The organism is Flavobacterium lindanitolerans (genome assembly GCF_002846575.1).
Lineage (GTDB): Bacteria > Bacteroidota > Bacteroidia > Flavobacteriales > Flavobacteriaceae > Flavobacterium > Flavobacterium lindanitolerans.
In genome coordinates, this window is sequence record NZ_PJND01000009.1 from 194,593 (window position 1) to 207,153 (window position 12,561).

Annotated in this window: 10 protein-coding genes; 7 read left to right on the forward strand and 3 right to left on the reverse strand. The window is 36.9% G+C overall.

Translation table 11 applies throughout. The features are described from left to right. Positions 1 to 174: 174 nt before the first annotated feature. The 4 genes from B0G92_RS13510 (at position 175) to B0G92_RS13525 (ending at position 6,141) form a co-directional block, all read left to right on the forward strand. The gene (locus tag B0G92_RS13510) at positions 175 to 2,271 is read left to right on the forward strand and encodes a glycoside hydrolase family 97 protein (RefSeq protein WP_101472612.1); all 2,097 of its coding nucleotides are present in this window, start codon (positions 175 to 177) and stop codon (positions 2,269 to 2,271) included. A 131-nt stretch (positions 2,272 to 2,402) separates the two neighbouring features. Continuing rightward, the gene (locus B0G92_RS13515) at positions 2,403 to 3,203 is read left to right on the forward strand and encodes a TIGR00266 family protein (RefSeq protein ID WP_056073456.1); all 801 of its coding nucleotides are present in this window, start codon (positions 2,403 to 2,405) and stop codon (positions 3,201 to 3,203) included. A 44-nt stretch (positions 3,204 to 3,247) separates the two neighbouring features. Then, positions 3,248 to 3,703, forward strand: coding sequence for a DUF2750 domain-containing protein (locus B0G92_RS13520; protein ID WP_056073454.1), 456 nt, complete (start codon positions 3,248 to 3,250; stop codon positions 3,701 to 3,703). Positions 3,704 to 3,753: 50 nt separating this feature from the next. Beyond that, positions 3,754 to 6,141 carry a mechanosensitive ion channel family protein gene (locus B0G92_RS13525; protein ID WP_101472613.1) on the forward strand — a complete coding sequence of 796 codons (2,388 nt, stop codon included), beginning with the start codon at positions 3,754 to 3,756 and terminating at the stop codon, positions 6,139 to 6,141. 100 nt (positions 6,142 to 6,241) lie between these two features. On the opposite strand, the gene B0G92_RS13530 is transcribed toward B0G92_RS13525, so the two are convergent. Next, positions 6,242 to 6,871: a matrixin family metalloprotease gene (locus B0G92_RS13530; RefSeq protein WP_101472614.1), complete on the reverse strand. Its 630-nt coding sequence runs from the start codon at positions 6,869 to 6,871 to the stop codon at positions 6,242 to 6,244. Beyond that, on the reverse strand, positions 6,861 to 8,609 hold the full coding sequence (locus B0G92_RS13535) for a DUF885 domain-containing protein (protein ID WP_101472615.1): 1,749 nt from the start codon (positions 8,607 to 8,609) through the stop codon (positions 6,861 to 6,863). The genes B0G92_RS13530 and B0G92_RS13535 overlap by 11 nt, the downstream gene beginning before the upstream one ends. A 646-nt stretch (positions 8,610 to 9,255) precedes the next feature. Here B0G92_RS13535 and B0G92_RS13545 point away from each other — a divergent pair. Next, a complete protein-coding gene (locus B0G92_RS13545) occupies positions 9,256 to 9,816 on the forward strand; it encodes a DUF6642 family protein (protein ID WP_101472617.1) in 561 nt (186 codons plus the stop codon). A gap of 50 nt (positions 9,817 to 9,866) precedes the next feature. On the opposite strand, the gene B0G92_RS13550 is transcribed toward B0G92_RS13545, so the two are convergent. Beyond that, positions 9,867 to 11,312: a glycosyltransferase family 2 protein gene (locus B0G92_RS13550; protein WP_101472618.1), complete on the reverse strand. Its 1,446-nt coding sequence runs from the start codon at positions 11,310 to 11,312 to the stop codon at positions 9,867 to 9,869. A 315-nt stretch (positions 11,313 to 11,627) separates the two neighbouring features. On the opposite strand from B0G92_RS13550, the gene B0G92_RS13555 reads away from it, so the two are divergent. Then, positions 11,628 to 11,960 (forward strand): PadR family transcriptional regulator, encoded by a 333-nt coding sequence (locus tag B0G92_RS13555; protein WP_101472619.1) that lies wholly within the window; start codon positions 11,628 to 11,630, stop codon positions 11,958 to 11,960. 2 nt (positions 11,961 to 11,962) lie between these two features. Then, positions 11,963 to 12,559 carry a hypothetical protein gene (locus tag B0G92_RS13560; RefSeq protein WP_101472620.1) on the forward strand — a complete coding sequence of 199 codons (597 nt, stop codon included), beginning with the start codon at positions 11,963 to 11,965 and terminating at the stop codon, positions 12,557 to 12,559. Positions 12,560 to 12,561: the final 2 nt, after the last annotated feature.

Here is a 12,561-nt window from a genome sequence, read left to right on the forward strand (position 1 = left end):
TGATAAAAATAAGCTACTCAGCACTATTACGGCCCAATTTATTTGAAATTATAGTATTTTTGGCAGGAACATACTATCCTATAGGCTCTCGATTTATCATATACTTAGTGAGGAAGTTTTGAAGAACGCTTTTAGAGACTTGAGAATTTACTATTATTAACAAACTAAAATCTTATGAAAAGACTACTGTCTGCCTTTCTCCTTATGGCATGTTGTGTCATAAATGCCCAACAGATTACGTCGCCCGACCAAAATCTTGAATTAAAATTTGGCCTTTCCTCTAAAGGAGAACCTACTTATGAACTGACTTACAAGAAAAAAGCAGTTATCAAGACCAGCAAATTAGGTCTTGAACTGAAAAACGGCACTTCATTTCTGGATGGTTTCCAGATTGACAAAACGGAAAAGAAAACTTTTGATGAAACATGGAGTCCGGTTCTTGGGGAACAAAAAAACATCCGTAACCACTATAATGAGCTTTTGGTTACATTGAGCCAGAAAGCTGCAAACGGACGCTTTATCAAAATTCGCTTTCGTCTGTTCAATGACGGACTCGGATTCCGATATGAATTTCCGGAACAGAAAAACCTAAACCATTTTGTTATCAAAGAAGAGAAAACACAGTTTGCTCTGGCCGGAGACCATAAAGCTTTTTGGCTTCCGGGCGATTATGATACGCAGGAATACAGCACGGTAACTTCAAATCTTTCCGAAGTGAGGGGAAAGATGAAGGCAGCTGTAACACCAAATGCTTCACAAACGACTTTCTCCCCTACCGGATTGCAAACGCCATTGATGATGAAAAGCAAGGACGGATTGTATATCAATATCCACGAAGCAGCATTAGTTGATTACTCCTGTATGTCGCTTAATCTTGACGACAGCAATATGATATTGGAATCGTGGCTGACACCCGATGCTATTGGGGACAAAGGTTATCTTCAGGCACCAACACAATCGCCATGGAGAACTATTGTGGTAAGTGACAAAGCAGCCGACATACTGGCATCAAAATTAATCCTTAACCTGAACGAACCTACAAAATATAAGGATGTTTCCTGGATAAAACCCGTTAAATATGTAGGCGTTTGGTGGGAAATGATTACAGGAAAAAGTTCCTGGGCCTATACTGATTTGGAAAGTGTACAATTAGGTGTAACCGATTATTCCAAAACCAAACCTAACGGGAAGCATGCTGCCAACACAGCCCATGTAAAAGAATATATTGATTTTGCTTCCAAGCATGGTTTTGATGCCGTGCTTGTGGAAGGCTGGAACGAAGGCTGGGAAGACTGGTTTGGAAAATCCAAAGATTATGTTTTTGATTTCGTGACGCCTTATCCTGATTTTGACGTAAAGGAACTTCACCGTTATGCCGCATCAAAAGGTGTCAAAATGATGATGCACCATGAAACATCTGGCTCTGTCACAAATTATGAACGTCATATGGACAAAGCCTACCAGTTTATGGTTGATAATGGCTATAACTCTGTTAAAAGCGGCTATGTAGGTGACATTATCCCAAGAGGAGAATTCCATTACAGCCAAACCATGATTGACCACTACCTGTATGCCATCAAAAAAGCAGCGGAGTATAAAATTATGGTAAATGCCCACGAAGCAGTACGACCAACCGGATTAAGCCGAACTTATCCAAACTTAATCGGTAATGAATCTGCAAGAGGAACCGAATACGAATCATTTGGAGGAAATAATCCTGACCATACTACTATCCTGCCATTTACACGATTAATGGGCGGACCTATGGATTATACACCGGGCATTTTCCAAACTAAAATCAGTGCTTATAATCCGGAAAACAATTCTTTTGTACATACAACTTTGGCAAAACAACTGGCATTGTATGTTACGATGTACAGTCCTTTACAAATGGCTGCCGACCTTCCTGAAACCTATAACAAATTCCTTGATGCTTTCCAGTTCATCAAGGATGTGGCTGTAGACTGGGATGACACCTACATTCTGGAAGCCGAACCTGGCGATTATATTACAATTGCACGTAAGGCAAAAGGGAAAAATGAATGGTTTGTAGGCGGTATTTCGGATGAAAATCCAAGAACAGCCTTGGTTACTTTCGACTACCTTCCAAAAGGAAAAACATTTACGGCTATTATCTATGCCGACGGAAAAGATGCCAGCTATGACAAAAATCCGCAAAGCTATAGCATACGAACCGTTAAGGTAAACTCAAAGACCAAACTGAAGCAGCCAATAGCCCCGGGCGGTGGTTTTGCCATCAGTATTAAATAATTTTTGGTTACAATTAAAAAGGAGCAAGTTGATTTGCTCCTTTTTTTATACCTTTAATTTTGACGAATCAATTGTAACATTTTTACGGCAAATCCTACCAATTAAATAATCAAATCAAAAAACTATACAAAATGACATCACACGAAATTGACTATCAGATTTATGGCGAAGAAATGCAATATGTGGAAATCGAACTGGATCCACAGGAAGCCGTAGTTGCCGAAGCAGGAAGCTTTATGATGATGGATAATGGCATTGCAATGGACACTATTTTTGGTGATGGTTCTAACCAAAACCAGGGCGTTATGGGCAAACTATTTTCTGCCGGAAAAAGACTTCTTACAGGAGAAAGCCTTTTTATGACAGTATTTCTCAATCAATATCATGCAAAACGCAAGGTAAGTTTTGCCTCTCCTTATCCCGGAAAAATCGTACCTATTGACCTGACAGAATACGGCGGGCGTTTTATCTGCCAGAAAGATGCTTTCCTTTGCGCGGCTAAAGGCGTTACCGTTGGTATTGAGTTTTCACGAAAACTCGGACGCGGACTCTTTGGTGGTGAAGGTTTTATCATGCAGAAACTGGAAGGTGATGGAATGGCATTTGTACATGCCGGAGGAACATTAGCCCGAAAAGAACTGGCTCAGGGCGAAACGCTTAAAGTTGATACCGGCTGTATTGTTGGATTTACCCAAAATGTTGATTATGATATTCAGTTCGTTGGCGGTATCAAGAATACTATTTTTGGTGGCGAAGGTTTATTTTATGCCACACTAACAGGACCGGGAATTGTCTACATTCAATCACTTCCATTTAGCAGACTTGCAGGAAGAGTCTGGGCTGCCGCACCTCAGGGAGGCGGAAAAAGCAGAGACGAAGGAAGCATTTTAGGTGGTATCGGGAATCTTTTAGACGGAGACAACAGGTTTTAGAATCCTGTAAAATTGCTACATTTACACCTACTAAATATCACACCATGATTCAGGATGTACTAGAGCTGCAACAGCGCCACGAAGATTTCATCAAAAATATCTGCCAGACAGAAATCGTATTCGGACTTGAAAATAATGTAGGGTTTGCTACACTCGACTCTACAAACTATGAGAATGAAAATGGAAAACCTATGCCCGTGATGTGTTTTTGGTCTGACCGAAACAAAGCGCTTGCCTGTGCTAAAGACAAATGGAAACAATACAGACCTGCTGAAATAAAACTATCTGAATTTATTGAAGAATGGTGTGTTGGGATGTATAACGAAGGACTTCTGGCAGGCACTGATTTTGACGAAAACAAGCAAGGCAACGAATCAGACGCTTTAGAATTGTTGTTGGAAATCACTGCCGAACTGGAATCATTGGGGAAAGAACCCGAATTTAAAAAATTTGAAAACCTTGCCGATTTAGAGGAACAAATCCGGGAGATTTTAGAATAAGCGAATCCATTCTATACAAACAAAAATCAATCATTAGTTTCGTATTTAGCATGAGAAATAAAACTTTGTTTAAATCATTTCCACACAACCCCACCCTACTCCTCCTGTTTGTTTTATTCCTTATGACAGGAATGGCTACAGCACAGGAAAAAGAAAAAACAGCAACAAACCAACCAACCGACAGTAAAAACAAACCTTCTGTGTTTGCTGAAGATGAATTGGCCGCCAGCGACTATCTTGTTTCTATTGAAAGAGCTGGCGAAATGCTTGACAATGCCAAAAGTAAGGGTGCTCTGGATGCCGGAGTTTTATTTCTTCTTGGAGAAATGCAACAGACAGAAAAAGCCTTAAAACTTATTGATTCAAATCTTGGAGCAAAAAACAACGGTAATGTCCGCAATCAGCAGATGTATGGCAAAATCCTTTTAGAACTGCAGCAAAAATTTGAAAACTATTGGACCAGGCTAAACGAAAGTGACGAAAGGATTGTCAAAATACGAAAAGGAAATAAGGCCATTATAAATGACACTGTTTTTAGAAAACTTATCAGGGACAGCCTTCTTATCAAAGAATTTCGTCCACAGCTCAAAGAATTAAAAAATAAATGGGTTACAACAGATAGTCTTTTAAGAGCCAATATTGATTCGCTTAACAACTGGAAAAAAGGCATCGTCGAAAAAAGAATGTTGGTTTCAAAAGACCTTATCCTTGTTAACGAACGACTGAACAAATCCGGGGTTTCGCTTCTGGGTAATGAGCATCCTCATTTGTGGGACAGTACTAGTGACGATAAACAGCAAATGAAAACCTATTTCCAGGAAAAATTCAATGCCGAACAAAAAGCATTTTCCTATTATTTCGGTTATAGCTTTGGCAGTACTTTTATGTTACTGGTATTAGGTGGACTATTGTTATGGTGGATTAGTTTTAACCTGAAATATTTAAAAAGAGTACATCAAATGGAATCGCTGGAAATTTTCCAATTCCGCTATCTGAATCAGGGAGCCATACTACCGGTTATTGTGTTAATACTTAATATAGCTATTGCCATCAACCTCTATGCTCCTGCCCTTTTTATTGAATTTACACACCTGATACTCCTGATTGCGCTGACTATACTGTTTAAAAAAGTGTGGTCTTCAAAAGCTTTCCGAAACTGGCTTTTACTGGTTGCCCTATTTGTCATGTTCAGCTTTATGGATCTTTTTTTTGAAGTAAGCCGAATCCAGCGTTGTATTTTTATTCTGGTCAATCTTGCCAGCATTCGCTTCGGACTCGCTTATCTGAAAACCATACAGGAAGAAATGTATATCAAAGGCCTTTTAAAATATGCCAAAATCTTGTTTCTGACATTGAACATATTAGCCGTGATTTTTAATGTATTCGGACGTGTTTCCTTAGCACATACGCTAAGTCTGGCCGCTGTTATTGCATTGACACAGGTTATAGCCCTTTCCGTATTCCTAAAAATTATATTGGAGATGATAACGCTGCAAATTTATGCCATACGCATCCGCAGGGGTATTGTGAAAATTTTTGACTTCAGGAATCTTGAAAAAAACCTCAAAAAACCATTCATGCTTCTCATTGTTTATTTGTGGATAATTGTCATTGCTTCCAATTTGAATCTTTCCAATATATTTTATGATTCCATCTCATCGCTGCTCACCACACAAAACAAAATAGGTAATTTCTCTTTTACGGTAGGTAATATATTGTTATTCCTGTTAATCGTCTGGATTGCCCATATCATCCAGAAATATGTGGCTTACTTTTTCGGTGAGATTGACGATGAAGACGAAGAAACCATCAACAAAAAACAACACTCCAAGCTATTGATTACACGGCTTCTGCTCCTTATTTTAGGCTATCTGCTGGCCATTTCTGCCGCCGGAATTCCATTGGATAAGATTACTATTGTTTTAGGAGCCTTGGGTGTTGGAGTTGGTTTGGGATTGCAGAATATTGTCAACAATTTTGTGTCGGGTGTAATCCTGATTTTTGACAAGCCCATCCAGATTGGTGATGTAATTGATGTAGGCTCCCAATCCGGAAGAGTAAAAACCATAGGTTTGAGAACCACTAAAATTGATACTTCTAATGGTGCCGAAGTTATTGTTCCTAATGGAAACATTTTGTCGCAAAATATCGTCAATTGGACCTATACCAATAATTCCAAGTTAGTTGACATGAGTTTTACATTACAGGGAGAAATCTCTCAGGAACAAATAAAAGCAACAATTATTAGCTCTATCAAAGAGATTCCAACAATTTATTCTGAAAAAGAGCCCCGGCTTTTTTACAACTTTATTTCTGATACCAAATACCAGCTAAAAATTCAGTTCTGGTGCAATATCTATAGAACTGAAGCAGCCATTAGTGAAGCAAGAATAGTACTTTACGAAGAATTTAAAAAACAAGGCGTTAGTTTTGAGTAAGGTGATTTCCCGAATAGGTCTATATTAAAAAACTTTGCGGCCTTGCGTTTTTGCGTGAAATAATTGCTCGCAAAGACGCAGGGCCGCAAAGCAGAATATATTAAAACCCTATTTCTTGCCTGCAATCCTCACATAAAGAAAGACTTTCATTGTCAATAGTAGCAATACTTTCAACAGCATCTGTCATTACGCATTTTTTATTTTTGCAATGCGGCAACCCTAAATTATGTCCGAGTTCATGGATGGTTATTTTTTTTAATCGCTCCAGTCGGACATTCGGATTTTTATGATGCAACCTAAATGTAGAAATAATACAACTTTTTCCGGGACAAAATCCAAGCCCCATCACACCCCAATCTGTATATTTTGAGGCAGGTTTTATAACTTCTCCACTACTTTCTCTCTTTGTGGTCGAAATATCTTTTACTGTCAGGCCAACAACAAAATCCAAAGAATCGGGCAAGTTCCGCTTTTGTATCCTGATAATACTGTCTGCTCTATAACGAGGCGATTTTATATTTACATAGGCTTCTTGTTTGTATATCTCCTTATGAGGAAGAATGACAGTTCTTACATTATAAAAACTGTCAATTACCTCTGCCATAAGCGTAACCTGTTGTTTAGGAAATGCTCCATAAGGTTGTATGCCTACTATTTTTTGGTTGTTTTTTTGACACGAAAAAAGAATGACCAAAAGCATAAGGGACAGATAACGCTGCTTACTTTTCATTTTGCATCAATTCCTTGATGTATTTGACAGGTGCGCTGCCATAGCTTAAGAATTTTTCATGAAAATGTTTCAGGTTAAAATTCTTGCCTTGCTGTTTTTTCAATTGTTCTCTAAAATCATAGATTTCTGTATAGCCGGTAAAATAAGAACAAAGTTGTACTTGTGACAATGTTACGCGTTTCCATTTCCCTTCTGCTTCCGCATCCTGCTGGAATGCTTCCTTGGTGAGCAGATGAATGCCTTCTTCTTTTGACATATTTCGGGTATGCACGCTGTTGTCCAAAATAGTATTGCAGATTGTTCTCAGATTCCACTTATAATACATCAGCCACATTTCGTCTGAATTTTTATAGCCGCTTTCCAACATCATCCTTTCCGTATAAACTGCCCAACCTTCAATCATGGCTCCATTTCCTAAAATAGCCTTTATAAGGCTTGGCGATTGATTGCTGTAAACCAATTGAGTATAATGCCCAGGAATAGCCTCATGAATATTCAATATCTGTAAAATATAGTCATTATATTCTCTTAGATAGCTTTCAGCATCAGCCGCAGACCAACCGGAAAGGCTTCCAACATTATAATAAGTATTGCCGTTTTTGTCATAAGGACCAGGTGCTGAGATTGAAGCTCCGGCTACACCCGCCATATAATCCGGCTCTTTTCGAACAACCAAAGGCTTGGACGGGTCAATATAAATAAGGTCTTTGGCCTTGACGTAGGCTGTCAGTTCAGAAATCTGCTTCTCAATTTCAGATTGGAATTTTTCAGGTGTGGTGTGCTGTAATGATATTTTGTCGATTACCTGTTTGATAAGTTCCAGCTTATCGGCAGGTTTTGGCGCATTACCTAAATATTTGCTCCATAGCTTGTCGGCCAAAACAAACATTTTGTCATGCAATTCTTTTTTCTGCTCTATCGCTTTTTGATATATCTGCTCCGCATTATAACCGGACTGAATGTCAAAATCAAACTTTTTTGCATAGAGTTCTTTTCCAAGTCGGAAAGAACGAGGTGTTTTATTATCCAACTTCTGTAACCAGGCAGCATAATCCTGAATGGCCTTTACAGATGTTTTTGCCTTTGCCAGAATGGCTTCTTTTTCTTCTTTGCCTAATTTGCTTTTCGCAACAGCAGCCTTGAGGTCGGTTTCAAAAACAGAAATACCACCCAGATTTTGGGCAATGGCCAACTGCGTATGTTCAAGAGTAGGATTCTTAATATTCTTCTTCGCCGCTTCATAATAGGCCGGAATATTATCCATTTTAAGACTGATGTTTTTCAGGCGTGCTTCAAGCGAATCGTAATTTCCATTCAGCATTTCTGCAAAAGAACCACTTACGTTATAGGCCGAAGGGTCCCATTCGTCTGATTTTACTTCCTTGATATTAAAAACAATAGATTCCAGAAGATTTTTAATCATATGGTAATCGGTCTTGTTATTATCTGACAGATTTTCTAAAGAATATTTTTTTAATGAATCCAGCTGAATGGCAGAAAACTGTAACTGTTTTTGCTCATAGGCATCGTCAGGAATCAGCAATACACTATCGTATTTGTGATAACCCTGGCTAGAAGCCCAGCCCGGATTGAGTTTCCATAACTCATCAACAAAATGTTCTTTATAGTTTTCAAAATGAATATCTGAAAACTCTTCTGCAACCGTATCGGTCTTGACTGTCATATTACAGGAATAAAGAGAAGTCAAAACAACTAACGAGAGGAATGTTTTTTTCATAATAAAGAAATAAATTAAGGCTTAAAGATAAGAAAATGTTTATGAGAAGGAATTATTTAAAAAATTTATAAAACTTTGGATAAATTTGATAGGTTCATCAACAAAACTCTAACTAATGGAAAACATTAAAAATAAACAACATTATAAGTTCATTATCTTTTCTTTTATCTTGATAAACATATGGACTTTGTATGGCTTTTTTGACTATTTCACTGATAAAGATTTGATATTTCATGGTCTGGGACTATTTATATTTTATATATATAGTATTTTCTCTTGTCTTATTTTTGGGGCTATATTAATTCTTCTGAGAATTTTATATTTCAAAAAAGAACGAAAAAATAAATTAAGAACCAATTTCTTTTATCTTTTTACCGGCATTTTCAATACTTATATTTTTATTGTCTGGCTTGTCTGTCTTTCTCTAAAAATATTACCAATAGACGACCCGATAATATTTTATTTATTAGGTAACCTGGTAATTTCCATATTTATCCTTTTGGACATTTATTATAAAAAGAATCTGAAAACGACAAACCATGCAGTCGTTCGAGATATTTAACCTTTATTTATATATAACAAATAAAAAGACGAACAAATAATCGCCAAATAAAAAACTATCTTTGTTATATCCTACACCTATTTTATGGATAATGACAAATTCATCTTCTGTCTTGAAGCAGTACCGGATATCGATTCAGAAAGCACGACAGCAACTTTTAAAAGTTTAGAAAATCTGGCTCTTCAAACAGACATTGACAGTATTTACAAAACCTGTGATACGATAGAAGGATTAGAAGAAAGCCTGAATGCTTTGTTGTATGAAGACCATAATTTCAAAAATTATGAAATTATCTATTTAGTCGTTCCCGGCGAAGGAAATACTATTTGCCTGAATAACTATTACTACAGCCTTGAAGAAATTGCTGAACTATTTGAAGGAAAAATGAAAGGGAAAATTCTGCATTTTGCCAATACCAAATCTTTGGATTTAGACCAAGAAGAAGCGCAATATTTTTTAGATGTTAGCGGAGCCAAAGCTGTTTCCGGTTTTGGTTTACGCTCCGGCAAAGCAAACAGTAACCCGTTAGACAATGCCTTTTTTAGCTTCTGTCAGGATGAAGATAATGTAATTGAAATCGTAGAACTATTGCATGAAAAATATTATGCAGCATGTAAGTTGCTGGATTTTAGATTGTACTATTAAAAAAAACAGCCACTTTTTCAAGCAGCTGTTAAAATTTAATTTTTAATACATTAGCGCGTAAGCCAGCCTCTTTTACCTGCTGTAGCTATAGCATATGGTGTAATCCAAAACAATCCAAACGTATATAAAATGCTATACGAATACGCCCATAACGATTCAGAAAAATTATGGCGTTTTGCATAAAAGAACACCGGAAAGCTTGAAAATATCAATATCCCTAAAAGCGTAGAACTAAAAAACAGTACCGGGTGTATTAATATAAAATACAACATGAATAAAAGGAATGGATAAGCCATAGCAAGAGTCAGAAACTGATTTAAGAACATCAATCTTGCCCCTGCTTTCGATTCCTTTCTGAAATTCTTGAAAACAAATTTCGACATCATCAGGTTTTCACGCACATTACTTCTTCCCCATCTGATAAACATTTTAGATAAGCCTTCATATTTTTCAGGAACATTTGTAAGCACATAAGCATTTCTCTGGAACAGTACATGATAGCCCTGTTTTAGAATCATGTTGGTCATAGCGCGGTCTTCACCTATATCTGAAGCCTGTCCCATAAAAGTCTGGTTAATCCATTCCGGTAAACAGGCAAATACGGCTGAGCTTCTATAAGCCGCCAAGGCTCCCGGTGTACATAACACCGTACCAACCTTACTTTCTGCCGAACGGATAAATTCAAAGCTCATCACAAAACTTACATTAAGCATTTTTGGAAGTATGGCTTTTTCATTGTTAAGCACTCTCACATTTCCTGCAACTGCACCGCAATTTTCATTGGTCACAAAAGGACTCACTAGATTTCTCAATGTATCGGTTTTAACGATAGAATCACTATCAATCGTAACAAATATTTCTCCTGTCCCCATATTAAATCCACGGTAAAGCGCATGACGTTTTCCTTTATTTTCAGACTGTTGGTAAATAGACAAACGGTCTCCTAAACGCTTTTTGGCCTGTTGCATCCAATACCACGTATCGTCCTGGCTTCCATCATCAATTGCCAATAATTGCAGTTTTTCCTGTGGATAGTCGCTTTCAGCTATACTTAGTAAAGTATCCCATACGAGTTTACCTTCGTTATAAGCGGGAACTATTACCGTACAGGTTGGCAATAATTCATCTGTAACCGATTTTACAGGCTTGTATCTAAAATACAGGTAAATACTATAAAGTATAAAACCTGCCTTAAATAACAACAGGGCACTTGCAAGAACCAGGAAAGGAAAGCCTATAGTAGAATTAAGTCTTTCAACATTAAACTGATAAAACTCCGGTTGAAGCTCATATACTAAATAAGTTCCAATAATCATCAACAGGAACGTGCCTGCCAATATCATGAGGTTTATTTTTTTCGGAGAACGAAAAAAGAGCATTTTTTCGAGTACAAGACTGTTTATCTGAAAGATAAAGTTTGTCAGGCTTTGCTCTTCTTGGCAGACCTCTTTTTTTGAAGAATAAAATTCTTTTGAAGTAATTGTTTCGCTTTTCATTGTCGTAAAATTGAGTTTAGTTAATGGTGGTGTATGGCGATTTCTTCTCTATTTGTAAGATTTTCTTTTTGTGGAAAACCGTAGAATATTATAAGAAAGAACTCACAACAACACGGTTAGCAAGTGCCATGCCATTTGGAAAAGCGCCTATAATCAGGGACATTTAACATTTTGTAAACAACCCCAAATTGTAGACTTTTTTCACACTATTCCCCAATTCCCCTGTGGTCATAGATAATTTGAAGCAACCTTTTTAGTGTCAAAAAAATATAAATAAATACATTGTTATACTATGTACTTTGTTATATTTGCCTCATGAACGAAGAATATAAAAACAAATGGATATCACAATTAAAGAAAGGAACGCTTTCTTTTATTGTGCTGAGTATTCTTAATAAGGATAAAGAATATTACGGATATGACCTCATTAGTGAGATTAAAAGAATAACAGACATTGATATTGCCGAGGGAACTTTATATCCTTTGCTTATCAGGCTGAAGAATGAAAATCTGGTAGAACACAACTGGGTAGAACAGCCGTCAGGCATTCCCAGAAAATATTACAGAATTACAAAAGAAGGAAAAGCTACAATAGCACAAATGAAAGCCTATTGGGACAATCTGAACCAAACTATCAATTCAATTTAATCATGAAATTTCAAGAAATCACATTTACAGATACGAATGCCCAAAGATTATATAAAGACTATATAGGCAGGGTCAAACATGCAGTAAAAGACCTAAATAAAGAAAACCAGCACGAAACGCTATTGGAAATAAACAGTCACATTTATGAAGCTTTTACAGTTTCAAAAACCAATGAAGTGGAAAGCCTGCTTGATATTTTTGACAAACTCGGACGTCCGGAAATTTTCCTGAAAGAACTGGTAGCAGAAAAAAGACTGGAAGAAGCCACAAAGACATTCAACCCCATAAAAATAATAAAGGCGCTCTTCCTTAATATTACCAACGGAATAAAATACATCATATTTTTGCTGTTGTACCTGTCTTTATTCTCATTCCTCTTTTTGATTTTTGCTAAAATCATTGACCCTGAAAATGTTGGTTTCTTCTATCGTAACAACGATATTTTCGTATTGGGAAAAATAAGCAGTTCTTCTGTCAATTACCAACAATATGAGCAATTGGGTAATTGGTTTATTCCAATAATGGCTGCTTCGGCATTTATCTTATACATCATCATAACATTTCTCCTAAAACTTTCTAAACGATTAAAAAACAAATAAAT

Bases quoted from the DNA above. Each gene is read 5' to 3' on its own strand.
- B0G92_RS13510 (WP_101472612.1), top strand. From the start codon at position 175: ATGAAAAGACTACTGTCTGCCTTTCTCCTTATGGCATGTTGTGTCATA.
- B0G92_RS13515 (WP_056073456.1), top strand. From the start codon at position 2,403: ATGACATCACACGAAATTGACTATCAGATTTATGGCGAAGAAATGCAA.
- B0G92_RS13520 (WP_056073454.1), top strand. From the start codon at position 3,248: ATGATTCAGGATGTACTAGAGCTGCAACAGCGCCACGAAGATTTCATC.
- B0G92_RS13525 (WP_101472613.1), top strand. From the start codon at position 3,754: ATGAGAAATAAAACTTTGTTTAAATCATTTCCACACAACCCCACCCTA.
- B0G92_RS13530 (WP_101472614.1), bottom strand. From the start codon at position 6,871: ATGAAAAGTAAGCAGCGTTATCTGTCCCTTATGCTTTTGGTCATTCTT.
- B0G92_RS13535 (WP_101472615.1), bottom strand. From the start codon at position 8,609: ATGAAAAAAACATTCCTCTCGTTAGTTGTTTTGACTTCTCTTTATTCC.
- B0G92_RS13545 (WP_101472617.1), top strand. From the start codon at position 9,256: ATGGATAATGACAAATTCATCTTCTGTCTTGAAGCAGTACCGGATATC.
- B0G92_RS13550 (WP_101472618.1), bottom strand. From the start codon at position 11,312: ATGAAAAGCGAAACAATTACTTCAAAAGAATTTTATTCTTCAAAAAAA.
- B0G92_RS13555 (WP_101472619.1), top strand. From the start codon at position 11,628: ATGAACGAAGAATATAAAAACAAATGGATATCACAATTAAAGAAAGGA.
- B0G92_RS13560 (WP_101472620.1), top strand. From the start codon at position 11,963: ATGAAATTTCAAGAAATCACATTTACAGATACGAATGCCCAAAGATTA.